The sequence below is a fragment of the Paenibacillus sp. GCM10027629 genome (genome assembly GCF_042676425.1).
Classification (GTDB): Bacteria; Bacillota; Bacilli; order Paenibacillales; family Paenibacillaceae; genus Paenibacillus_K; species Paenibacillus_K terrigena.
This window is the reverse complement of sequence record NZ_JBHTGZ010000003.1, coordinates 871,695-894,128: the sequence shown is the minus strand read 5'-3', so window position 1 is coordinate 894,128 and position 22,434 is coordinate 871,695. Positions and strand designations below refer to the sequence as shown.

Below are 22,434 nucleotides of genomic sequence, written 5' to 3'. Positions count from 1 at the left end.
CGTCATTTACTATATCACATGTCATATTTCGATGCAAGCATGATATACGGAAAAACTCGTTTTTTCGACTAAGGTTTCGTCGTGATGATCTTAGCGATTTGAGCAAACGTCTGATCGGCAGACAATTCGTAAGATCCTGTACGGATTTTGCTGTTAATCTGATGCTTCTTCCCGTATTCAACAAATTTCTCAGAGGATGTGATGATGCCTAACTCCTCAAGTTTATCACTAACTTTAATGAGTGTCATACCCGCGACAATCTTGAGCGTCTTCTTAGGCGCTTCCGTTTTCTCCTCATTAGAGGATGCGGATACGGCATTATCTTTTGTTTGTTTTTGCTCTACCGATGGTAACGAGGCACGCCATTCCGCTTCCTTCGTTTTAAATAAGTCATTCAACTGATTCTCTGTATATACTTTCGAATCAGCACTCACAAGACGCATATTCAGTTTCTCAGCTGCTCCTTCAAGCTGTTCAACTGTATATGAGCTTAGGTCGCTTCGGGTATTCTTTGGCTGTTCAGGATTTGCAGCGAGCATGAGCTGAAGGAGTACACTTCCAAGAATCAGACCACTCCCCAGTCCTAATAAAAAATTACGTTTATTAATCACGACTCGCCTCCTGCTTCGACAGCTGAAGGATGAGTTGGATTTCACCGCGAGGGAGCCCTGTTTTCTTCGAAATCATATCCATGGACTTCCCATCTTCGTACAGTGTAAATATGTCAGCATAGCGTCCTTTAATCGATTCATCTTCCATAGGAAGTTCGGGTTCGGGATCACGCTGCGTTTCCACAACAGGAATGGCGCTTGGCACGGTGGGATCCACGACGAACTGCGGCTCTACTGCGACGGCTAATTGTTCATTCACCATCGTTTGCTGCGCCTGCTGCAGTTCGAGCTGCTGACAACGATGCTCCAGCTGTTCAATACGATGTCCTAGCACATTCTGCTGAAGGACGAAGTCTTGTTTCATCTGTGTGACCAGTTGAACGAGTTCTTTATTATCTTGATCAATCTCGTCCATGAAATGTTCCAGTGTCTCTTCCACTTCCCGTACGATCACACTCTGATTGCCGGTTTGCTCTTTGCGCTGTCTTGGTATCATAAATGCATAAAAAATAGCCGCAGCACCAATGATGACAACGTACCACAGGGGGTCAAGATTCAATCAAATCACCTTTATTCCATCAAATTATAGAGTTAGATCAATGCGGTGTCCTTTATAAGGATGAATAGGGACCTCAGTGTCTTGTTCTGAGCTCCCTTCTAACGGCTTGCGCTTATGCTTATTACGTTCTGATGACTGCTTGTGACGTCGTTCTTCTTCATGTATAGGTAATTGTACAGTCTGATCTACCTGTGTGTTCTTGGATCGAAGCTGTTCTGTCTGTCGGGTCGCTTGTTCTGCAAGCAACGTCTGATCAACGAACGGTTTATGTAACGTCTGATGATGTACTGAAGATGCATCCTGCGATCTTGGAATTGACATTTGCATTTCGATAGGTCTAACCATAGCAAACCCTCCGATTCTCAAAATTCATAGAAGACGTCATCAGCCTTTCCTTATTATACGTAAGGACTCATCGACACATCGCCTTCCGCAAGTCTAAAGCTAATTCGCTCAACAGGATCTTTCATGAACCGTGTATAACGTCCAATAACGATCTTAGTGCCTCCATAGATGGTCTTCATCGCATCTATACGTGCCGTGTTCGTATCTTCAAGCTTCTTCTCAATTTCAAGAATCCGTTCACGAATTTCGGACTGTTCTTGCTTGTTTTGTTTCTTCGTTGACGTTAATTTGACACGCATCGCAATACGATCAGACGACAATTGCCCTGATGAAGCAAGCTGATCTAGCAGCGAGAGCGCTTTATCTGTCTTATCTAAGCCTTCAATTAATGCACGCAGCTGACCGCGAAGCTCAAGCAGCTCATTACGCAATTCAGGCAATACACCCACCTCAATCACCGTTGCTGTGGACGTCGTGTTACCAATGGTTCGTGCAGCAACACGTTCTCCCGCTTGAATCAAGCCTCCTACGATTAGCCCTTTCGTTCCTGCACAGATCACATTTTTTCCTGCGCGTATCGTGGAGTGCATGATACTCTGCGATACAATGACATCATTACCTGCGAAAACATTTCCGTCTTGAATGAACGAACTCTTCACATTCATACGTGCACGTACCGAACCCTTATTACCTGCGATAATACCACCCGTGATTTCGATCGAACCTTCAGCTTCTAAGTCGGCGCCCTCAACACCACCGCTGACGCGAATATCCCCTGAAGCTCTTACACGAAATCCACTTAATACATTTCCTCGGATAACAACGGTCCCGATGAAATCGATATTGCCGATATTATAATCCACATCCCCATTCACTTCGTAGACTGGAAATACATTCACTTTATCCTTATCGGTCTTTGCAATCAGTCCATCGATCGCAGCATACATCGCTTTCTGTTCCGTATCGACGACGACATTCTTTCCGATTTTGAATCGAACCTCCTTGCCCTTTTTCGATGGAATTTCCTCACCTGTTACGGTCATTCCGGGTGTTCCCTCTGTAGGCAATACGCGTTCTGCGATAAGCTGACCTTTCTGGACATTATTCAATTGAACAACTTCCCGATAATCAACGGATCCGTCTTCAAGTTCCATCGGTTTCTTTTCTTGTTTGATAAGTTTTGTGGAGTAATTAATATATCCATCCGTCCCTGTTGTTGGTAATGTTCCCATGGCGATAACCGTATAATTGTTCTGGAATGCTCTAGGTGTCTGGGCGATCTGTTGCAATTTATTCTTTTGAATGCCATGATGGATGCGGTTCTCTCTCAGATATGCCTCAAGTTGATCTGATGTAAAAGTGCTATTGTCATAATGTTCATTGATCTGCAAATAGGCCTCGATTTTGTTCTCTGATAAAGAAATGTCCATGAATTCGTTCAATCGGACTTCCTTTGCCATAAACGTTACACCCTCCTCTATCCATCACCTAGTTATATAGAAGTTGACTTTTATACTTATCCAGTGAACCGCGCAACCTGAATATCGCCTTAGAATGCAATTGAGAGATTCGTGAGGGTGAGAGCGACATGACTTCCGCAATTTCACTTAGAGATAGATCCTCGTAATAGAAAAGCGAGACAACCGTTCGCTCTTTCTCCGTTAATTTCTCAATGCCTTTGACCAAGGATTCTTTCAGGAAAAACTCATTTACTTTGTAGTCCGGATTTTTCGCCTTCTCATCAATGAGAAGAGATAGTCGTGTCTCGGATTCTTCGTCTCGGATCGGATCTTCTAGCGAGCAGACACTCGTAACCGCAACGTCCTGCAGCATCTGTTGAAAATCTTTTTCGGACACTTCCAGGTACTCGCTCATCTCAGCATCTGTTACAGAACGTAAATAACGCTGCTCCAGGTGTTGATAGGCCTCTTCAATCTTCTTCGACTTCTCACGAACGGAGCGAGGCACCCAATCTCCTTGACGCAGTCCGTCGAGTATCGCCCCGCGAACACGCCATGAGGCGTAGGTCTCGAACTGTAATCCCCGTTTGTAATCGAACTTCTCAATGGCATCAATTAGTCCTACGACACCATTACTAGCAAGATCATCTTTACTCACATTCTTAGGTAAGCCGATGGCAAGTCGATTCGAAACATAATCAACGATCGATAGATACTGCTCTATCAATTGTTTCTTTGCTTCAATCTGTCCGGCCTCTCTCCAGCTTTCCCAGAGGTCATAGTTCGATAAATGAGAGATTTTATTTTCTAACATTTACATTTCGCCCTCCTTAATCTTCTGTCAGGTGACGAATTACCTTTGCCATTTGCTCAGGGTCTTGATCACTTACCTTCACAATCTTAGGGGGATTCAAAGGTACGAATCCTTCCTGAACGGCTTTTTGTTCTTTCGGTGTTGGTTTTAGCAAATCGTGCAGCTCTTCAGTCTCATCTGGGATGACTAGATCAAGCTGTCCACCAACCAAATCATCCGAACCTTGAACAGTGGATGATTCCACAACCTCTTTGCTGGCAAGAAGTTGAAAAAGAATGGCTCTTAAGATAAAAGTAATAACAAACCAGATCAGAAAAGCATATACACTACGTACAAGACTTGTCGTTAACAAGTTGTTCTGAACGGATAGCAAAAATGTAAACGCAAAGCCTGCAATACCAAACCCAAGATTCCAACGAATATTCCCTGACATCTTCATATTTCCTTCACACCCATTTGAACACTGCGAATATGTAATATTCCTGTCTGACAATTCATTTCAATCGTTCTACCGAAATTTCCACCCGTATCTTCTGCAAGAAGAGGAAGCGATAGCTTCATCAACATTTCTTTGCAGTTCTCAACATTTCGCGGTCCAATCCGCATCGTATCCGACATGGAGTTAAAAGCGAACATTTGGGCACCTCCAGCCATCTTCGCTACCATCCGTCTACGCTGGCCCCCAAGCTTCTCCATCTTCTCCAGCAATACAGGAATCGCCGTATCCGCATATTTCATCAGATTCAATTGACCTTCACGCGCTGTGTCTGATGAGGGAAGCATGACATGGGCCAATCCGGCGATATGCGCAATCGAATCGTATAATGTTAATCCCACACAAGAGCCAAGCCCTGTCGTTCGAATAATGCCACTTCCATGGACGACGTTCAAATCCGCCATCCCTACTTTCACGATTTGCAAGTCTTCTATCATTCGTAAGGTACTCCCAATGCACGAAATATTTTCGCAAAAGACGATGGGTCTGGAATAAGAAAAAACTGTCCTTCCACTTCCTCGTCTCCCTCTAAGAAGGTCGTGTCTATTAGAAGTGCGCCATCGCCCATTTGACCGAATTGCATCAATCCAAAACTTAAAATTGCACCCGCCATATCTATTGCTAGAGCTGGCACGGTTGGGGTCATATACAACCCCGTAAAATCTGCTAATGATGATAGATAGGAACCCGCTAGAATATTGCCAATCTCGGACAGTGCGGATATTTCCATTTCCGTATAGTCATCATCCGAAATGACTTCAATTCCGGACAAGGAACGGAGTAATTTTTTGGAGGCATGCGGCTTCATAATGAAAAATAGATTACCTGGAGCATCGCCCTCCACACGGAGGAACGTCGCGATAACAAGCTGCTCAGGGCCACCTACCTGTTCCGCAATCTCATCAAAAGGCAACATGCGTACAGCAGGAACCGCCATGTCAATCGGTCTATCAACCAACCGAGATAACGCAGTCGCTGCATGTCCGGCACCAATATTTCCGACTTCTCTCAGAACATCAACATTGATTTCTGCTAAATTCCGAAAAATGTCCACTACTTATTCTCCCATATCTTCAAGTTGAATAATCTCTTGTTTGTTAAGCACTTCAGGTAGATTCAACATGATCAACAGTCGATCGTTGCCGATCTTAGCTACACCGCGCAAATATTTTGCTTTGATTCCGCCAACCACTTCAGGAGGGGATTCAATCAGATCTGTGTTTAGATCGATTACATCGTTTGCTGTGTCTACGATAAAGCCGACTTCCATGTCATTCACATTGACGATGATAATTCGTGTATGTTCCGTATGAGCTGTCTCAGGCAGACCGAAGCGACCTCGTAAATCAATCACTGGAACGACAACACCGCGTAAATTGATAACCCCTTTTACAAAGTGATATGTCTTGGGAACGCGTGTAATAGGAGTCAAACGCTCAATTGTCTTGACGCTATCTACTTCGACACCATATTCTTCTGTACCGAGTGCAAACACGATAACTTTAATATCTTCTCCCATGGGTAGAACCTCCTTTATCTATTTCCCTCTATTTCACTAGTGCATTTGGATCAATGATAAGTGCAACTTGGCCGTCCCCGAGAATTGTAGCCCCAGAAATGCCGTAGATATTCGTTAAATATTTGCCTAACGTCTTGATGACAATCTCACTCTGACCAATGAAATCATCGACCATGAATGCCGCAAGACGCTCGCCTTTACGAATCACAATCACATCGGAATTATCTTTTTCTACTTCACTCGACTTCGGACAATCGAATACATCTGCTAATGATACAATTGGAATGACAGATTCACGATAATCAATCATTGTCGATCCATGAACATGTCTAATATTTTTGTGTTCGACGATCATCGTCTCCACGATTGAAGACAATGGTAGAGCGTATTTCTCTTCGCCCACACGAACGAGCATCGCAGCGATAATAGATAGGGTTAGAGGTAATTGAACAGAGAATTTCGAACCCGAGCCCCAATTAGAGTCTACCGTTACATTGCCGCCTAGTGAGAGAATTTTCGATTTCACAACATCGAGTCCTACACCACGACCAGAAATGTCCGATACTATATCCGCTGTACTGAATCCAGGTGCGAATAGCAATTGATAGACTTGCTCATCCGTCATCGCATTCGCTTCATCCGCACGAACAACGCCATTCTTAATCGCCGTTTTCAATACTTTCTCACGATTAATTCCTTTGCCGTCATCTTGAATCTCAATAAAGACGCTATTACCACTGTGGAATGCACGAAGCTCAAGTGTACCGGTATCAGACTTGCCAGCTTCTAAACGCTCCGCAATCGACTCAATCCCATGATCCACAGCATTACGCAGCAAGTGAACAAGTGGATCCCCAATCTCTTCAATCACCGTACGGTCTAATTCGGTATCCGCTCCAGTGATTACGAGATCAACCTTTTTGTCGAGCGATTTCGCCAAGTCGCGAATCATTCGCGGGAAGCGGTTGAATACCGTATCAATCGGAACCATGCGCAGTTTCAGAACGATGTTCTGAAGATCACCGCTTACACGTGCCATATGCTCAACGGTCTCCGTCAAGTCTTGGCTCTTGAGATCGCTGGCAAGCTGCTCAAGTCGCACACGATCGATTAATAATTCACTAAATAGATTCATTAATACATCAAGACGATCAATATCAACACGTATCGTTCTTGATCCAGCATGCGAAGATGTAGAGCTTCCTGTTGAAGCTGCCAGTTTGGATGGAGCTGCTGGACGATCAGGCGCTGCTTCCTTAGCTGTTTGTGCCGCTGGAGCCGCTGTTGCTGCTGTTTCCCTAACAGCTTGAAGGATTTGTGAAGTTACTTCGTTGACTTGCTCATCTTCCTGGCTGATTTGAATCAATGACTCTTCATCAACAGGAAGGATATGTACTCGTTCAATCTCGGATATACTCGAAATTAACTGGAAAAGCGATTCTTGATCGATCTTAGATATGTAATACACAGAGAAGCTGCGATCAAATTTTTCTTGCTCGATATCTTGAACAGATGGGTTCGACTTAACGACTTCACCATTCTCTTCAAGGGCATTAAACACCATGTAGGCTCTAACACCCTTCAGAACACAATCTTCCCGAATCACGACATCGAGATAGAACACAGGAAGTCCCGTATTGATCGATTGCTCTAATACAGCATATTGATATTCATCAAGGCGGAATTCTGTCGTCGTATTCTGAGCTCCTGAGATTTGTGCTTCATTCGAAGCCCCTGCTTGTCCATAATCTCCGCGTACGATCGATTGCAGTGCTTCGACGATGTGGGATACATCCGCTTTTCCTTCGCCGCCTTGTGTAATATCTTGTACCATCGTCTCGAGTGCATCTAAACTTTTGAATAACGTATCGAAGATAAATTCATTCATCTTCAGCTCGTTATTACGCACCAAATCGAGCACGTTCTCCATTTGATGCGTTAGTGACGCAAGGTCGCTAAATCCCATCGTCGCGGACATGCCTTTTAATGTGTGTGCAGAACGGAATATGACTTGTACGATGCTGATATCATCTGGGTTGTTCTCAAGTTGCATCATATTGTCGTTCAACGATTGCAAATGATCGGTTGACTCGTCAATAAACATTGATAAATATTGATTCATTTCCATTACAAGCACCCCCCTCAGTGAAATCACAATTCCATTTTACTTGACGACTTGCAGCAATTTTGGAGCCATCTCTTGAATCGGCAAAATATGTTTAACACAGCCTAGCTCAATCGCAGATCTCGGCATCCCATAGACAACACAAGATTCCTCATTCTCAGCAAATGTTGACTGAACCCCATGTTCCGTGAGTGCATTCATCGCTCGAGCGCCATCACTGCCCATACCCGTGAGTAATACGACATGCTTCTCTAGTTCTTTTAACGGAATCAATGATTCGAACAAGATATCTACCGAAGGACGATGTCCATTTCTAAGATCCTGCTTGTTAAGCTCAACAACATACGTCCCTTTGATTTCGCGTCTAATAGTCATATGCCAGCCGCCAGGCGCGATATATGCTGTGCCTGGTTCAAGACGATCACCATTCTCTGCCTCGACAACACGAATTTGACAAAAGGAGTTCAGCCGCTGTGCTAGTGACTTCGTGAAATTCGCTGGCATATGCTGCACAATCACAATTGGCGCTGGAAAATCTTCTGGAATCCCAGTCAGAAGCTCCTTAAGCGCCCGAGGTCCTCCTGTCGAAGAGCCTACCGCGACCAATTGATTGAAGGTTGTTCGCCTTGGTTGTCTAACTTTCAGCTCAGGAACTTCAATTGAAGGAACAGGTGTTAGGGTAGCAGCCGTCTCAAGAAGCACTTCTGCTGTATGTAATTGGCGGTCCGAATTGGGCTTCTTCGACTTTATAGGTTCCTGATTCTTAGGCAGTATTCCAGGCGTTCGATATTGTAATTCTGAACGTTCCTGGATGACAGGTTTAAGAACATAATCGATAGAAGCTGGCTTTACTAGAACCGTTGGTGTATCCGCAGCTGCTGGTGTTACAGGGATGACCGGTACCATTGGAGCAGCAGGCACGGTTGACTGAGACTCGGGAAATGGTGCTATTTTGATTGGCCACTTTTTCATATTGGAGCTAATAGCTGCACGCAACCTCTGGTGCAGATGCTCCGAGACAACATGAATATCACAAGAGATCGTCCCCGATGGCTTCTGAATAAAGTCAAATGCCCCTATCTCCAACGCGAGAATTGTTTCTCTTGCACCTTTCTCCGTAAAACTGGACAACATGATGGCTGGCGTCGGATGATCTTCCATTATGACCTTTAGCGCTTCCAAGCCGTTCATGACCGGCATTTCAATATCCATCGTGATGACATCTGGATTTAATGATTTAACCTTCTCAACAGCTTCTTGCCCGTTCTTCGCCGTGTCCACAACTTCGAATTGTGTATCCGATGTAACCATATCGGAAATATATTTACGCATAAATGCGGAATCATCAATAACCAATACTTTGAAGACTTGCATCTGCCTCACTTCCTTTGAAAAGGATTATTTCATAAATTTCAGCATTCTAGATAGAAATCCTTTTACTCCGCTTTCCGAAGGCATTCGTTGCGGTTGACTTGATTTATTTAGGTAAGCTTGAGCTAACTGTTCAATACTTCGACTAGATGTACTCTGCGGGAATGCAATCGTAAAAGGTACTTGCTTCTTCACCGCATTTGAAACATTCGGATCATCCATCACATACCCTAAGGTTGGGATTTTCAAATCTAGAAACTGTTCTGACACTAAATTAATTTTATTCGATGTCTGGATGCCTTCCTGAAGGTCCGACACCCGATTAACAACTAAACGAAAAGCTACCTTGTTATTCATTCGATGTACGATTTTAATCAACGCATAAGCATCGGTAATCGATGTTGGTTCTGGTGTTGTTACAACAATGGTCTCTTCGGCAGAAAGAATGAAATTCAATGTTTCTTTGGTTAAACCTGCCCCTGTATCGAACAGAATGATGTCATATTCTCCAGAGATGGAATGAACCTGTTCCGTGAAATACAACAATTCTTCCTCTGGAAGTGTAAGTAGTTCTTGGAACCCCGATCCCCCAGCAATGAAATGAAGATCATTGGGACCTTTGAGAATAACCTCCCAGATCGTCTTCTCTCTTTTTAATAGATGGTATAGGTTAACCCTCGAATTCACACCCATCAAGACATCGATATTCGCCATTCCGAGATCGGCATCAAACACAAGCACTTTCTGTCCGAGCGATTGCAATGCAAGCGCAAAGTTCAACGTAAAGTTCGACTTCCCCACGCCGCCTTTACCACTCGTTACCGTAACAATTCGTGTATCGTGGTGGGAGTCTTGCATTTTATTGTGACGATTGACAAGATTCCTTAACGCTTGTGCCTGATCATACATTCACTTCTTCTCCTAAAATAAGTTGAATGAGCCGCTCGGGTTGAAGTAGTCGAATATCTTCGGGCACATTCTGCCCATCGGTTATATATGACAATTTCAAATGATAGTCATGGATAACGTTGAGAATTGAACCATGGGTACCTGTCTCATCCAGCTTCGTGAAGATCACCTTATCCAATTGATATTTCTGAAAATGCTCTACGATCTTCGACATGTCCCGATATTTCGCGGTCATGCTGAGTACCAGGTACGTCTCGCTTGAATCTAATGGCTTCAACAAACTATTCAGCTCAGATACAAGAAGTTCATTGCGGAAATTACGGCCAGCCGTATCCATAAAAATCAAATCACAATGCTCAAGCGACTTCATTGCTCGCATGAGATCAGCTGGCGAGTTCACAACTTCTAATGGAATATTGAGAATTGTCGCATACGTACGTAACTGCTCAACTGCGGCAATCCGATATGTATCTGAAGTAATAAATCCAACCTTCCGCCCATGACGGAATAATTGATCCGCTGCAAGCTTCGCTATGGTTGTTGTCTTCCCTACGCCTGTAGGACCAGCGACATAGATGACACGTGTATGACTCTGTATGCCTTCCGGTGCAACGGAAGCAATATTCTGTCTGAGCAGCTCTCGAACAAAATCCGCAAAATGTTCAGCTGAGCCTTCCTGAGCCTCGAGGGCAAGTATTTGCTTATACTGATCTAGCCACGAATCTATCACATGTGGTGCAATCTCTTGCTCTCGAAGTGATGCAATAACCGACTCATAAATTTCATCTTCATTAATACCCATAGACTGCTTCGATAACTTCGCAATCGATTCTTTCACCTGACGTAATTCATCAAAGATCAATTCTTCGCGACCCGGTTGTACCTGATTTGGCTTCACACTGCTGATGATATGGCTCCGATCAGGCGCCTGTGGTGGTTCAGCTTGAATGATCGTTCGTGCTGGAGGCGCAATTACTTGCTCTGAAGCGACGGATGTTCCGATATCCTGATTCTGAGCTGTTCGATAGGCCGATGCCACGTGCCTATTCGATGCAGTGGATGCAGCCGCAATCAACGTAGCTACTGCTCCATCATCCACTGCTTTTTGCTGTGTCGTTAGGGCGTGAACTTGGCGAGTATCCGTCGATTTCGCAGATGGTGCTGGAGCCTTATCGACTGCCGCAACCACCTCGATACGCTTCTTACGGAACATCCCGAGGAATCCGCCGATATATAGGTCTTTCGTACTTAAAATGACGGCATCATTCCCTAGCTCCGCCCGAATTTGCTGCATCGCTGTCGGCATGGTCTCTACGATATAACGTTTTACTCTCATAAGTTCACCACCCCTACACTTTGAATTTCGACATTCGGTTCTAATTCACTATAAGATAATACGGGAATATCCTGCATCATTCGTTCGATCACTTGACGCAAATACATTCGAATCGTTGGTGATGTCAATACGACCGGTTGATGACCTGATTGGATTAACCGCTGTACTTGTTCCGTTATCTTCTGGAACACAATCTGCGTTGAATTCGGATCTAACGCCAAATAGCTGCCTTGGTCAGAAGACTGTACACTCTCGGCAATTTTTTTCTCTAATGCAGGACCCACTGTGATAACTCGTAGTGTCTCACCTTGTGATGTAAATTGCTGAGTAATTTGTCTGGAAAGAGATTGACGCACATATTCCGTTAATACTTCAGGATCTTTCGAATACGCCCCATAGTCAGCAAGCGTCTCAAAAATGGTCACAAGGTCTCGAATCGAAATTTTCTCACGAAGCAACTTCGCCAGTACCTTCTGTACTTCACCAACTGTGAGTATGTTCGGGATCAGCTCGTCGACAAGAACCGGATAAGATTCCTTGACGTTGTCTACTAGGGCTTTCGTCTCTTGTCTGCCTAGCAACTCGTGTGCGTGCTTCTTAATAATCTCCGTAAGATGCGTCGCTACGACGGAAGGTGGATCAACCACGGTATAACCCGCCAATTCGGCACGTTCCTTCGTAGGCTCATCGATCCATAGCGCAGGTAGGCCAAAAGCTGGTTCCGTTGTGTCAATCCCTGTTATTGAGTCATCATCATACCCAGGACTCATGGCCAAGTAATGATTAATTAATAATTCACCGCCAGCCACTGTATTTCCTTTAATTTTTATGACGTATTCGTTCGGTTTTAGTTGAATATTGTCGCGAATTCGGATAACAGGGACCACAAGTCCTAGTTCTAAAGCACATTGACGCCTGATCATAATGATACGATCGAGTAAATCTCCACCCTGTTGCGTATCTGCTAACGGAATCAGACCATACCCAAATTCGAATTCAATCGGATCAACTTGCAATAAATTAATCACACTTTCAGGACTCCGGACTTCTTCAATCTGCTGCTCTTCCACTTGAAGCTCTTCTTCCGCCTGCTTCTTATCCATCGTCTTCTGCATCTTCCGCGCAGCGAACAATAATAGAGCTCCGAATGGCAGCGTAGCCCATGGGCCGATCGGTGTAAACAATCCAAGGATCGTAATCGTACCGACGACAATATAGATTAGCTTCGGATAAGCAAACACCTGCGCACTAAGATCTTGTGCCAAGTTACCATCCGATGCCGCACGCGTCACGATCAGACCTGCTGCTGTTGAGATCAGCAATGCTGGGATCTGGCTCACCAAGCCATCCCCAATCGATAGAATCGTATATCGGCTAAGTGCTTCACCAAAAGGCATACCATGCACAGCCATACCGATAATAAATCCGCCGATTAAATTGATAATTAGAATGATAATCGATGCAATGGCATCCCCTTTGACGAATTTACTCGCCCCGTCCATTGCACCGTAGAAATCTGCTTCCTTCTCAATCTTCGAGCGCCGTTCCTTTGCTTGCTGTTCATTGATGAGTCCTGCGTTCAAATCCGCATCAATACTCATCTGCTTCCCTGGCATCGCATCGAGGGTAAAACGTGCCGCTACCTCAGCTACCCGTTCAGAACCCTTCGTAATAACGATAAATTGAACGACAACCAAGATGAGGAAAACAACAAAACCAACCGCTATTTCACCTTGCGCAACCCATTGGCCGAAGGTCGCGACAACATGTCCAGCTTCACCATGCGTCAAGATCAACTTCGTTGTCGAGATATTAAGCGCTAATCGGAATAACGTCGTGATGAGCAATAAAGCTGGAAAAATCGAGAACTGTAATGCTTCCTTCGAATTCATCGCTATAAGAAGAATCATTAACGCCGTCGAAATGTTAATGATCAATAATACGTCCAACAGCCATGAAGGGATGGGCAGGACCATCATAAGCACGATACCAATAATGCCTGCGAGAACAGTAATATCTCTTATTTTCATGATTCGCTACCTCCCTTTTTACCGAGATTTGACTCTGCCTTTTAACTTGTAGACATATGCCAATACTTCTGCTACCGCTTGGAACAGATCTGCAGGGATGGAATCTCCGATCTCCGTCCGCGCATATAGAGCACGCGCAAGCGGTTTGTTCTCCATCGTAACGATGTTGTGTTCTTTGGCTAATTCCTTAATTTTTAGAGCGACGTAATCTTGCCCCTTTGCGATAATTTGTGGCGCTTGCATCATTGTGGCGTCATATTTAATGGCGACAGCAAAGTGCGTTGGATTCGTAATAATCACATCCGCTTTGGGCACTTCCTGCATCATACGTGATAAGGCCATGCGGCGTTGACGTTCACGAATCTTTCCTTTTATCAACGGATCCCCTTCCATTTTTTTATATTCATCTTTAATATCTTGCTTGGACATGCGAAGACTCTTCTCATGTTCATATCGTTGGTACAGATAATCAAGACCTGCGAGCACAAGCAATACGGCGGCAATCTTAATCCCAAGACCTAGTGTAACTTTCGCTGCAAAAGTGAAAATGTGTTCAATCGATTGATGCGAGAGCTGCAAAATTTCTGCTTTCTGTCCGATAATGGATGTATACACGAGAAGTCCAATCACTGTGAGCTTAATAATCGACTTCATAAATTCGACGAGCGATCGCATCGAGAAAATGTTCTTGAACCCATTGATCGGATTGATCTTACTCAGCTTCACCTTAATCGGATCTCCCGTAAATAAGAACCCCACTTGCAGATAATTCGCTAAGAGTCCAAGTAAAATTGCAATAATGAATATGGGCGCCATGAAAATTAATATTTTCAAAGCCATTTGTCCAAAAAATTGCAATATGGTCTCCTGGGTGAACGAAATATTCATATGATGCAGCAGCGGCTCTGTAAAGAGATTCATTAGTCGTTCTTTGAAGAATCCACCAAGCATGAGCAGACACATAAATGCGCCTAACAAGACAGAAGCCCCTGACAGATCCGCACTTTTCGCGACTTGACCTTTTTGTCTAGATTCCTGTCGTTTTTTCGGTGTTGCTTTCTCCGTTTTTTCCTGTGAAAAAAGTTGAAGGTCCAGTTGATACCGCAAGTTCACCGTTACCCCTCCTCTTTTCACGTTGCAGCACCTGAATGGCCCATCAATTGAATTAACTGTTCTATGGAATCGAACATCGTACCAAAAAGCTGTTGAAATAAATAAGCAAGACCTGGGATCACGAGTAGAAGAATCGCTAAGCCCACAATAATTTTGAGCGGAATCCCGATGACGAATACGTTAAATTGCGGAGCTGTCCGCGCAAGAAATCCAAGTCCAACATCCGTTAAGAACAAGGCAACCACGATCGGGGCTGCAAGCTGGAATGCGAGCAGGAAAGTATTCGCAAATGTCGTGATAAGGAATGTTGAGACACTCCCATCATATATTCGCTGGAACACGTCATTTGATAATGGCACCCATTCATAGCTCTTGAACATCGCATCGATCATATAATGATGGCCGTTCATGATCAGGAATAATAGAATAGCAACGGCATATTTGAAGCCCCCCATTATGGGAGAAGATTGGCCGGATAACGGATCAATCACATTCGCCATCGCGAACCCGATCTGCATATCTATAAAGCTCGCTGCTGTATTAATAACTGACATGAACAAAACCGCGCAATAACCAATGAGTAATCCAACAAGCACTTCTCTCATAACAAGCAATATGTAATGGGTATCGAAGGGTACCCTCTGGCTTAAGCCATAACTTAAGTAAATAATCAATGCTACGAAAAATGATAAACCAATCTTAAACTGATTCGGCACATTTCGAGATGAAAAGACAGGAGCAGCTACAAAAAACGCTGAAATCCGACAAAAAATTAACAAAAAAACAGGGAGAGCCTCTTGTATAAAATCCATTTGCTCACGCCTACCCGATAAATTGATTTAAATTGTCAAGAATATTGGTCGTGAAATCAATCATGGTTGTTAAGAGCCATGGTCCAAAAATGAGAAGGGCCAGCATTACCGCAACGATTTTAGGAACAAAAGCGAGTGTCTGCTCTTGAATCTGCGTCGTCGCCTGAAAGATACTAATGATAAGTCCAACGAGCAATCCCAGCACAAGCATTGGCGCACTAACCTTCAAGACAGTATATACTGCTTGACCAGCAAGCCCGATAATAAAATCCGTGGTCACTTGCGTCCTCCTTCTATCTGTCCTGATCCGTTATGTGCCAAAGCTTGATAACAATGACTTCACAACAAGATACCAACCATCGACCAGTATAAACAGTAATATTTTGAAAGGTAATGAGATCATGACCGGCGGAAGCATCATCATCCCCATGGCCATAAGCGTACTCGCCACGACCATATCAATAACAAGAAACGGAATGAAGATCATAAAACCCATCTGCATCGCAGTCTTCAGCTCACTTATTGCGAACGCAGGTACGAGTACTGAAATTGGAATATCTTCATAGCTCTTCGGCTTCTCCGTCTTTGTGTATTTCATAAAAAGCAATAAATCCTTCTCCCTTGTCTGCTTGAACATGAACTTCTTCATCGGAATTGCGGCCTTTTCTAGTGCCTGCGTCTGAGAGATTTGGTCATTTAGATAGGGTTGCAAGGCAACTTTGTTCACTTCAGATATTGTAGGAGACATCACGAATAGCGTCATGAATAACGCTAAACCTATTAATACTTGATTGGGAGGCATCTGCTGAGTCCCAAGGGAGGTTCGTACGAACCCGAGTACGATCACAATGCGTGTAAAGCTCGTCATAAGAAGCAATATCGCAGGTGCCACACTTAAGATCGTGATAATCAGCAATAAAGACAACGAGCTCGTACCGGGCTTTTCACCACCATCGCCAATTTGAAAATGTATATTGGGAATAGGGTCTGCCGCAAATGCAGATTGTACAACCATCAGCGATGCCAAGAACAATACAACGGTTAAGCATACCAATACTTTTTTGTTCATTTGTCCATCAACCGATCTGAATTATTTTCGTCCTGAAGCAATTCCTCTACCTTCTGCTTCCGGCTTGTCACTCGGTTTAACTTGCTCTGGAACACTTCATGAAAGGAGGTATTCAGTTCCTCCTGCGAGATAGGCGCCGAATCCTCCGATTTACGAAGTTTCTTCATCAAGTTCGAGATAAAGGGCGCGATTTCTTGCCCCTGTTTGGATTGATTCTGCTCAAAAGAAGCTAGAATAACCGCAACCTCATCAGGATCCGATACTTTATCGATGAGACGTATATCTTCGCCAACACCGATAATGTAGATCGAATCCCCGATCTCTACCACTTGCATCGATTTGTTCTGCGCAAGCCCGATCGCCCCAAGCGTACGAATCGCTTGGTTTCGGCTCCAGTTGCGATTTTTCTGTCCTAGGAATCGAATGACAAACACGATTAGAAAGATAATGATTACGAGAACGATGAGCACCCAGACGATATTCATCACTGCGCCAGAGTAGCTCATATTATTATTTGTGTCTGAATCCAATGCTAGGAACGAAATCATTCGATTTAGGATCCTAACGTCTTCTTAATCGCTTCAATAACCCGATCAGCTTGGAACGGTTTCACGATAAAGTCTTTAGCTCCTGCTTGAATCGCATCGATGACCATCGCTTGCTGTCCCATCGCGGAGCACATGATTACTTTGGCAGCGCCATCCAACTTCTTGATTTCTTTCAAAGCGGAGATACCATCCATTTCAGGCATCGTAATGTCCATCGTCACCAAATCAGGTTTGAATTCTTTAAACTTCTCAATCGCTTGTGCTCCATCTTGTGCTTCACCTACGACTTCGTACCCATTCTTCGTCAGAATGTCACGAATCATCATTCTCATAAAAGCTGCATCATCTACGACTAAAATACGGTTTGACATGTTAAAAAATCCTCCCTAGTGCTTATTGTAGTTTTTGAATACGATCCCATTGACTTACGATATCTGTAACACGAACCCCAAAATTCTCATCGATTACAACAACTTCACCTTTGGCAATTAACTTGTTGTTCACCAATATATCGACAGGTTCCCCTGCGAGCTTGTCCAATTCAATAATCGATCCTTGCGATAATTCGAGAATTTCCTTAATTTGCTTCTGGGTTCTACCTAATTCTACAGTCACTTTCAGCGGAATGTCTAATAATAAATTTAGATTAGTCTCCTCTGTCTGTAAATAAGGAGTATTCTGAAAACTAGCAAATTGAACTTGTTGCACATTTCGATTCGCGCCATTTCCAAGCATCGAAGGTTGCCCCATTGGTGCCCCATAACCTGGTTGTTGATAACCTTGTGGTTGTGCATACATCGGCTGCCCATGCATTTGCTGCTGAGCGATCATCGGTTGCTGCGCAAGTGGTTGTTCCGCATAAGGCATCGTAGGATCGACGGCACTGAAGCCTGCACTCGGGTCCACAAACATTGGTGCAGCTGGTTCACTCGCGACCATAGGCTCATTCACAACCGGTGCTGGCGCTTCTGGTTCAGCGGCATCACCCAATAGCGATGCAACTAACTCCTTGGCAAAAGAAATAGAGAGAAGCTGCATGATCGTCGAATCAATCAAATCTCCGATAATTAAGCGGAACGAAACTTTAACCAGATAGTCTTCCGTAGGTAGCTTCTGGAGTCCTCTACCACTCTCAATATTGAGAATATCAATACCTGGAGGCGAGATATTTACAAACCGATTAAAGATCGTCGACATCGACGTTGCAGAGGATCCCATCATTTGATTCATGGCTTCTTGTACAGCACTGATATGAATCTCATTCAGTTCTTCATCCTCAGTAATCTGCCCATCTCCACCAAGCATCAAATTCGCAATGACCTGTGCGTCTCTCGTATGAATCACCAATGAATTAATGCCTTCAAACCCATCTACATATGTCACATGTACTGCGACATGCGGTTTTGGGAATTCACTGCTAAAATTCTCGCGTGAAATAATGGACACTTGTGGGGTCGTAATGTCGACTTTTTTCCCAAGAAGTGTGGACAGCGCCGTTGCTGCACTTCCAAACGTAATATTTCCAATTTCCCCAAGAGCATCTTGTTCCAGTGCGGTTAAATAATCATTGATGGAAATTTCAGACTTCGAACCCTCATCTGTATTAGATGCTGAGGATTGATTCAGTAGAGCATCAATTTCCTCTTGAGATAAATAGTCTTTACTCGTCAAATTCTTCAACCCCTTCGCTCACAATTTCATCAATTTGAATCGCCACGCGATCTTTAACAACACCAGGACTGCCGAGAAATTTCAATTTCTCTCCGACGCGGATCGATAGGCCATCTTCAACTTTTTTCTCTAACGTTATAACATCACCCACCGATAAACTTAAAAATTCGCGTATGGAGATTTGTGAATTACCCAACTCAGCAATCAACGGTAATCTCGCTTTATTCACCCGTTGTCGAAGTACCTCGACTTCTTCAGGAACTCTCGATTTCTTCTGAGAGACGAACCAATGATGTACCGACAATCTAGGCATAATCGGTTCAATAACAACGTGTGGGATACATAGATTGATCATCCCTGTCGTATCACCAATTTTGGTGCTTAACGAGATTAACGCAATCGTCTCATTCGGTGAAACAATTTGCATAAATTGCGGGTTTGTCTCAAGTGCTTCGAGTCGTGGTGCAATATCGATGACCGTCTTCCAAGCTTCTTGAAGACTATCAAATGCTCTGCTGAAAATCCGTTCCATGACCATTGTCTCGATCTCTGTCAAGGCAGTTATTTTGGAAGGAGCCACGCCGGTGCCGCCGAGTAAACGATCAACCATCGCAAAAGCTACGTTAGGGTGAACCTCAAGAACCATTCGACCTTCAAGCGGCTCCGCTTCAAAAATATTTAATATCGTCATTTTTGGAATTGATCGGATAAATTCGTCATACGGCAATTGTTCGACCTGCACGACGCTGATTTGCACAAAAGTACGTAATTGCGCTGAAAAATACGTCGTCAAATACCGAGCAAAGTTCTCGTGTATTCGCGTCAAACTTCGAATGTGATCCTTGGAGAAACGAACTGCTCTCTTAAAATCGTAAGATCTAATTTTCTTCTGCGATTCTTCTTTCTTCAGTTCCTCTGCATCCATCTCGCCAGAAGATAGTGCCGCAAGCAAGGCATCGATCTCATTTTGTGACAATACATCAACCAATCGTTTCACCCCCTTAAAGGAATCATCCTATCGCCAAATTAAATGGACGTCATAATAAAATCAGTAATCGCCACATTCATCAACTTCCCGCTAGGCATCGCACTGTTGATTAGATTGGTCAGCTTCGCACAGAGTTGATCTTTACCTTTCGCGCCATTAAGTTCTGTCGGTTGCATATCCGCCAGCGTTTTAATGATGATCGGTTTAATATTGATATCTTTGATCTTATCAAATTCCTCTTTCGTCTTCTTACTATCAAGTTGGAAAGAGAAGCCCATCATAACGACATAGCCTGCATCAGCCAAGTTTGTCTTGATATCCGTAATCTGAGAAGACACCTCAACGATTTGGTCCGCAGTCAATTGTTTCGTTTCCACTTGACTTATTGCACTGTCCACTTTCGAACCTTTGGAATCATTAGACCAGTAATTATACAAGAGAAATGCTGCAACAATAATTAATGTAATGGCAAGTAGGACGGTAATAAGCCATGGCAACATTCTTTTCATGATTGTCCCTCCGTTTGCTGAAACTTGATGGTCGCGCCTTGCACGCCAATACTGCTTAGGTAATCTTTCATCAAACGAATGATATCAACTGACTTCTCCAGTACGATGATTTTCTTACCTGTAACGAGCGTAACATATGTATCGGGTGATTCTTCGACACTCTCTATAAGTAAAGCATTAATCCATACCTGGGAACCGTTGAGCCGCGTAAGTGAGATCATGGCTACCCTCCTATGAGATGTGGAGGGGAAAATCCCCTCCGTTACTTAATCATCCGATCTTATCGTTTTAAGTTAACAACTTCTTGCAGAACTTCGTCAGAAGTTGTAATAATACGAGAGTTCGCTTGGAAACCGCGCTGTGCAACGATCATTTCCGTAAACTCGCCTGTCAATTCAACGTTAGACATTTCTAATTGACCCGAAATAACGGCTCCCGTTCCAAATTCAGTGCTGTTCGCATCGACGACTTCGAGCGCGCCATCCGGATTCGCATTCCCCGTCATTCGATACAAGTTGCCACCGATCTTCTCTAGACCTTCAGGGTTGATTACTTTAACAATACCAATTTTCGGGCCTTGTTCGATTGTTCCATCATTCTTTGCTAGCATCAGTGTTCCATCTTGGGCAACCGTAAGTCCTGTTACCGTATCATCCAAGGAATCAATGATGTCTCCGCCGGAAGCTACGACTCTCATCCCATCGCCTGTTACAATGTTGCGATCGGCATCAATATGGAAATTCCCTGCGCGAGTCAAGAATGGCGTCGTCTGACCTTCCAATTGAACTGCAAAGAATCCATCGCCATCAATCCGCAAATCCAATGGTTGGTTCGTGGTCATTGCACTACCACCGAGATGAATCGTATCAATCGAACCTACAGTAACGCCAAGTCCAATTTGCTTCGGGTTAATCCCGCCTTGAGCAGTACCATTTGGAGCTGTAGCGCCTCCAACCGTCTGGCTCATAATATCTTTAAACATAACACGGCCAGCTTTGAATCCAACCGTATTCACGTTCGCAATGTTGTTGCCGATGACATCAAGCTTTGTCTGAAAGCCGCGCATACCTGAAACACCAGAATACATCGATCTTAGCATGAATAGATATCCTCCTCATTCTAATCGTTTGTCATACAGAGATTGCATCGGTCGATCCGCAATCTTAGGCCTCCTTATTAGGTCCAGCCTTTTTTATGTAAGAACTATTGCACTATCAATTTGTGTGAACACATGCTCTTTCATCGATGATTGATCCATTGCGGTCACAACCATACGATTCTTAATGTTCACGATCAATGCTGTATCTGGCAAAAGCACGAGAGATTCTTTCGCACCCTTTGCTGCAGCCTTATCAATAGCTGTCTCTAGCTTTGATAGCTGCTCCGGGCCCATTTGAATTCCTCTTTGACGTAGGCGCATTTCAGCGTGTTGACTGAACCTTACAAAGTTACTTTGCAGTATCTCTTCAAAGCTTGTATCATTTGCGTTCGATAGACGCTCTGTCTTTGGCCTTACCCCAGCAGGTGAAATCTTACCCGTGTATAGCTGACCTACGGTCATACGATCCGTCATGATCCGCTAGCCTCTGGTGGATTCGAAGGTTTATCCGTTTCAGGATTTTTACTATTCTCATCCTTCACCGGTTCATCAGGTTTCGGTTGTTCAGCTATAGGTTGTTCAGGTTTTGGTTGATCAGGCTTCATTTCATCCTTAGGAGGCACCTTGTCAGCAGGGTTCTCAATCTTATCAACCTTGCTAAGAAGAATTTCATCGGTCCCAACTTTGGCGTATTGGATCCCATCACGGATAATAATCGATTCTACAATACCTGATTTGGTCTCCGGCTTATCCCCTTCAGTTTTCCAACTGATCTGCTTACCGATCAAACCTGATGAAGAGCCGAGGGATTGCTGCATCGATGTAAGCAGCTTATTAATGTTCATTAATTGCTCGACCGAGGAGAACTGCGCCATCTGAGCGATCATCTCACGGTCGTTAAGTGGCTGTGTCGGATCTTGATTCGTCATTTGCGTAACCAAGATTTTGAAGAAATCATCCTTCCCGAGCGAACTCTGCTCCTTCTTCGCTGCTGCAGCCACATTCGTCGGGCTATAGTTCGGCCACATATTTGAAGTTGAGACTCGATCA

At 44.0% G+C, this 22,434-nt stretch carries 27 protein-coding genes; all 27 read right to left on the bottom strand.

Annotated features, from left to right (window positions below; all coding sequences use genetic code 11):
* Nucleotides 1-68 precede the first annotated feature (68 nt).
* Nucleotides 69-611 (bottom strand): hypothetical protein, encoded by a 543-nt coding sequence (locus ACFQZR_RS04670; RefSeq protein ID WP_379343289.1) that lies wholly within the window; start codon nucleotides 609-611, stop codon nucleotides 69-71.
* Nucleotides 604-1,170, bottom strand: coding sequence for a hypothetical protein (locus ACFQZR_RS04665; RefSeq protein ID WP_379343287.1), 567 nt, complete (start codon nucleotides 1,168-1,170; stop codon nucleotides 604-606). The genes ACFQZR_RS04670 and ACFQZR_RS04665 overlap by 8 nt, the downstream gene beginning before the upstream one ends.
* 24 nt (nucleotides 1,171-1,194) lie before the next feature.
* On the bottom strand, nucleotides 1,195-1,491 hold the full coding sequence (locus ACFQZR_RS04660; protein WP_379343285.1) for a hypothetical protein: 297 nt from the start codon (nucleotides 1,489-1,491) through the stop codon (nucleotides 1,195-1,197).
* A gap of 77 nt (nucleotides 1,492-1,568) precedes the next feature.
* Nucleotides 1,569-2,975 carry a flagellar assembly protein A gene (locus ACFQZR_RS04655; protein WP_379343283.1) on the bottom strand — a complete coding sequence of 469 codons (1,407 nt, stop codon included), beginning with the start codon at nucleotides 2,973-2,975 and terminating at the stop codon, nucleotides 1,569-1,571.
* A gap of 28 nt (nucleotides 2,976-3,003) precedes the next feature.
* Entirely contained in the window at nucleotides 3,004-3,789 is a 786-nt protein-coding gene (locus tag ACFQZR_RS04650) for a FliA/WhiG family RNA polymerase sigma factor (RefSeq protein WP_379343280.1), read from the bottom strand.
* A gap of 16 nt (nucleotides 3,790-3,805) precedes the next feature.
* The gene (locus tag ACFQZR_RS04645; RefSeq protein WP_379343278.1) at nucleotides 3,806-4,222 is read right to left on the bottom strand and encodes a hypothetical protein; all 417 of its coding nucleotides are present in this window, start codon (nucleotides 4,220-4,222) and stop codon (nucleotides 3,806-3,808) included.
* A 2-nt stretch (nucleotides 4,223-4,224) separates the two neighbouring features.
* The gene (locus ACFQZR_RS04640) at nucleotides 4,225-4,722 is read right to left on the bottom strand and encodes a chemotaxis protein CheD (RefSeq protein WP_018757867.1); all 498 of its coding nucleotides are present in this window, start codon (nucleotides 4,720-4,722) and stop codon (nucleotides 4,225-4,227) included.
* On the bottom strand, nucleotides 4,719-5,339 hold the full coding sequence (locus tag ACFQZR_RS04635) for a chemotaxis protein CheC (RefSeq protein WP_379343276.1): 621 nt from the start codon (nucleotides 5,337-5,339) through the stop codon (nucleotides 4,719-4,721). Before ACFQZR_RS04635 ends, ACFQZR_RS04640 begins: the two co-directional genes overlap by 4 nt.
* Before the next feature lie 3 nt (nucleotides 5,340-5,342).
* Nucleotides 5,343-5,804, bottom strand: a complete 462-nt coding sequence (locus ACFQZR_RS04630) for a chemotaxis protein CheW (protein WP_018757865.1) — start codon at nucleotides 5,802-5,804, stop codon at nucleotides 5,343-5,345.
* A 28-nt stretch (nucleotides 5,805-5,832) separates the two neighbouring features.
* Nucleotides 5,833-7,932 carry a chemotaxis protein CheA gene (locus ACFQZR_RS04625; RefSeq protein WP_379343273.1) on the bottom strand — a complete coding sequence of 700 codons (2,100 nt, stop codon included), beginning with the start codon at nucleotides 7,930-7,932 and terminating at the stop codon, nucleotides 5,833-5,835.
* A gap of 36 nt (nucleotides 7,933-7,968) precedes the next feature.
* Nucleotides 7,969-9,303 (bottom strand): protein-glutamate methylesterase/protein-glutamine glutaminase, encoded by a 1,335-nt coding sequence (locus ACFQZR_RS04620; RefSeq protein ID WP_379343271.1) that lies wholly within the window; start codon nucleotides 9,301-9,303, stop codon nucleotides 7,969-7,971.
* Between the two features lie 24 nt (nucleotides 9,304-9,327).
* On the bottom strand, nucleotides 9,328-10,209 hold the full coding sequence (locus tag ACFQZR_RS04615; RefSeq protein WP_379343269.1) for a MinD/ParA family protein: 882 nt from the start codon (nucleotides 10,207-10,209) through the stop codon (nucleotides 9,328-9,330).
* The gene (flhF, locus tag ACFQZR_RS04610) at nucleotides 10,202-11,545 is read right to left on the bottom strand and encodes a flagellar biosynthesis GTPase FlhF (protein WP_379343266.1); all 1,344 of its coding nucleotides are present in this window, start codon (nucleotides 11,543-11,545) and stop codon (nucleotides 10,202-10,204) included. Before flhF ends, ACFQZR_RS04615 begins: the two co-directional genes overlap by 8 nt.
* Nucleotides 11,542-13,575 (bottom strand): flagellar biosynthesis protein FlhA, encoded by a 2,034-nt coding sequence (flhA, locus tag ACFQZR_RS04605; protein ID WP_379343264.1) that lies wholly within the window; start codon nucleotides 13,573-13,575, stop codon nucleotides 11,542-11,544. Before flhA ends, flhF begins: the two co-directional genes overlap by 4 nt.
* 18 nt (nucleotides 13,576-13,593) lie before the next feature.
* Nucleotides 13,594-14,688 carry a flagellar biosynthesis protein FlhB gene (flhB, locus tag ACFQZR_RS04600; RefSeq protein WP_379343262.1) on the bottom strand — a complete coding sequence of 365 codons (1,095 nt, stop codon included), beginning with the start codon at nucleotides 14,686-14,688 and terminating at the stop codon, nucleotides 13,594-13,596.
* Between the two features lie 17 nt (nucleotides 14,689-14,705).
* Nucleotides 14,706-15,500 (bottom strand): flagellar biosynthetic protein FliR, encoded by a 795-nt coding sequence (gene fliR / locus ACFQZR_RS04595; RefSeq protein ID WP_379343260.1) that lies wholly within the window; start codon nucleotides 15,498-15,500, stop codon nucleotides 14,706-14,708.
* Between the two features lie 10 nt (nucleotides 15,501-15,510).
* The gene (fliQ, locus tag ACFQZR_RS04590; protein ID WP_018757857.1) at nucleotides 15,511-15,780 is read right to left on the bottom strand and encodes a flagellar biosynthesis protein FliQ; all 270 of its coding nucleotides are present in this window, start codon (nucleotides 15,778-15,780) and stop codon (nucleotides 15,511-15,513) included.
* Between the two features lie 30 nt (nucleotides 15,781-15,810).
* Nucleotides 15,811-16,569, bottom strand: a complete 759-nt coding sequence (gene fliP, locus ACFQZR_RS04585) for a flagellar type III secretion system pore protein FliP (RefSeq protein WP_379343258.1) — start codon at nucleotides 16,567-16,569, stop codon at nucleotides 15,811-15,813.
* Nucleotides 16,566-17,117: a flagellar biosynthetic protein FliO gene (locus ACFQZR_RS04580; RefSeq protein ID WP_379343256.1), complete on the bottom strand. Its 552-nt coding sequence runs from the start codon at nucleotides 17,115-17,117 to the stop codon at nucleotides 16,566-16,568. Before ACFQZR_RS04580 ends, fliP begins: the two co-directional genes overlap by 4 nt.
* 5 nt (nucleotides 17,118-17,122) lie before the next feature.
* Nucleotides 17,123-17,488 carry a response regulator gene (locus tag ACFQZR_RS04575; RefSeq protein ID WP_379343254.1) on the bottom strand — a complete coding sequence of 122 codons (366 nt, stop codon included), beginning with the start codon at nucleotides 17,486-17,488 and terminating at the stop codon, nucleotides 17,123-17,125.
* A gap of 22 nt (nucleotides 17,489-17,510) precedes the next feature.
* Nucleotides 17,511-18,788, bottom strand: a complete 1,278-nt coding sequence (gene fliY, locus ACFQZR_RS04570; RefSeq protein ID WP_379343818.1) for a flagellar motor switch phosphatase FliY — start codon at nucleotides 18,786-18,788, stop codon at nucleotides 17,511-17,513.
* Nucleotides 18,778-19,776 carry a flagellar motor switch protein FliM gene (fliM, locus tag ACFQZR_RS04565; protein ID WP_018757852.1) on the bottom strand — a complete coding sequence of 333 codons (999 nt, stop codon included), beginning with the start codon at nucleotides 19,774-19,776 and terminating at the stop codon, nucleotides 18,778-18,780. Before fliM ends, fliY begins: the two co-directional genes overlap by 11 nt.
* Nucleotides 19,777-19,814: 38 nt before the next feature.
* Entirely contained in the window at nucleotides 19,815-20,285 is a 471-nt protein-coding gene (locus ACFQZR_RS04560; protein WP_018757851.1) for a flagellar basal body-associated FliL family protein, read from the bottom strand.
* Nucleotides 20,282-20,506, bottom strand: coding sequence for a flagellar FlbD family protein (locus ACFQZR_RS04555; protein ID WP_018757850.1), 225 nt, complete (start codon nucleotides 20,504-20,506; stop codon nucleotides 20,282-20,284). The genes ACFQZR_RS04560 and ACFQZR_RS04555 overlap by 4 nt, the downstream gene beginning before the upstream one ends.
* 59 nt (nucleotides 20,507-20,565) lie before the next feature.
* Complete coding sequence (locus tag ACFQZR_RS04550) at nucleotides 20,566-21,372, bottom strand: flagellar hook-basal body complex protein (protein WP_379343816.1); 807 nt, start codon at nucleotides 21,370-21,372, stop codon at nucleotides 20,566-20,568.
* A 105-nt stretch (nucleotides 21,373-21,477) separates the two neighbouring features.
* Nucleotides 21,478-21,858 carry a TIGR02530 family flagellar biosynthesis protein gene (locus ACFQZR_RS04545; protein WP_379343250.1) on the bottom strand — a complete coding sequence of 127 codons (381 nt, stop codon included), beginning with the start codon at nucleotides 21,856-21,858 and terminating at the stop codon, nucleotides 21,478-21,480.
* Nucleotides 21,855-22,412: a flagellar hook capping FlgD N-terminal domain-containing protein gene (locus tag ACFQZR_RS04540; RefSeq protein WP_379343248.1), complete on the bottom strand. Its 558-nt coding sequence runs from the start codon at nucleotides 22,410-22,412 to the stop codon at nucleotides 21,855-21,857. Before ACFQZR_RS04540 ends, ACFQZR_RS04545 begins: the two co-directional genes overlap by 4 nt.
* Between the last annotated feature and the right edge of the window lie 22 nt (nucleotides 22,413-22,434).

Coding starts and splice junctions, on each gene's coding strand:
- ACFQZR_RS04545 (WP_379343250.1), bottom strand. CDS start 21,858: ATGACGGATCGTATGACCGTAGGTCAGCTATACACGGGTAAGATTTCA.
- ACFQZR_RS04630 (WP_018757865.1), bottom strand. CDS start 5,804: ATGGGAGAAGATATTAAAGTTATCGTGTTTGCACTCGGTACAGAAGAA.
- flhF (WP_379343266.1), bottom strand. CDS start 11,545: ATGAGAGTAAAACGTTATATCGTAGAGACCATGCCGACAGCGATGCAG.
- ACFQZR_RS04555 (WP_018757850.1), bottom strand. CDS start 20,506: ATGATCTCACTTACGCGGCTCAACGGTTCCCAGGTATGGATTAATGCT.
- ACFQZR_RS04575 (WP_379343254.1), bottom strand. CDS start 17,488: ATGTCAAACCGTATTTTAGTCGTAGATGATGCAGCTTTTATGAGAATG.
- flhA (WP_379343264.1), bottom strand. CDS start 13,575: ATGAAAATAAGAGATATTACTGTTCTCGCAGGCATTATTGGTATCGTG.
- ACFQZR_RS04655 (WP_379343283.1), bottom strand. CDS start 2,975: ATGGCAAAGGAAGTCCGATTGAACGAATTCATGGACATTTCTTTATCA.
- ACFQZR_RS04580 (WP_379343256.1), bottom strand. CDS start 17,117: ATGATTTCGTTCCTAGCATTGGATTCAGACACAAATAATAATATGAGC.
- ACFQZR_RS04625 (WP_379343273.1), bottom strand. CDS start 7,932: ATGGAAATGAATCAATATTTATCAATGTTTATTGACGAGTCAACCGAT.
- ACFQZR_RS04550 (WP_379343816.1), bottom strand. CDS start 21,372: ATGTATTCTGGTGTTTCAGGTATGCGCGGCTTTCAGACAAAGCTTGAT.
- ACFQZR_RS04615 (WP_379343269.1), bottom strand. CDS start 10,209: ATGTATGATCAGGCACAAGCGTTAAGGAATCTTGTCAATCGTCACAAT.
- ACFQZR_RS04660 (WP_379343285.1), bottom strand. CDS start 1,491: ATGTCAATTCCAAGATCGCAGGATGCATCTTCAGTACATCATCAGACG.
- fliP (WP_379343258.1), bottom strand. CDS start 16,569: ATGAACAAAAAAGTATTGGTATGCTTAACCGTTGTATTGTTCTTGGCA.
- fliR (WP_379343260.1), bottom strand. CDS start 15,500: ATGGATTTTATACAAGAGGCTCTCCCTGTTTTTTTGTTAATTTTTTGT.
- ACFQZR_RS04645 (WP_379343278.1), bottom strand. CDS start 4,222: ATGTCAGGGAATATTCGTTGGAATCTTGGGTTTGGTATTGCAGGCTTT.
- ACFQZR_RS04540 (WP_379343248.1), bottom strand. CDS start 22,412: ATGTGGCCGAACTATAGCCCGACGAATGTGGCTGCAGCAGCGAAGAAG.
- ACFQZR_RS04560 (WP_018757851.1), bottom strand. CDS start 20,285: ATGAAAAGAATGTTGCCATGGCTTATTACCGTCCTACTTGCCATTACA.
- ACFQZR_RS04640 (WP_018757867.1), bottom strand. CDS start 4,722: ATGATAGAAGACTTGCAAATCGTGAAAGTAGGGATGGCGGATTTGAAC.
- ACFQZR_RS04650 (WP_379343280.1), bottom strand. CDS start 3,789: ATGTTAGAAAATAAAATCTCTCATTTATCGAACTATGACCTCTGGGAA.
- ACFQZR_RS04620 (WP_379343271.1), bottom strand. CDS start 9,303: ATGCAAGTCTTCAAAGTATTGGTTATTGATGATTCCGCATTTATGCGT.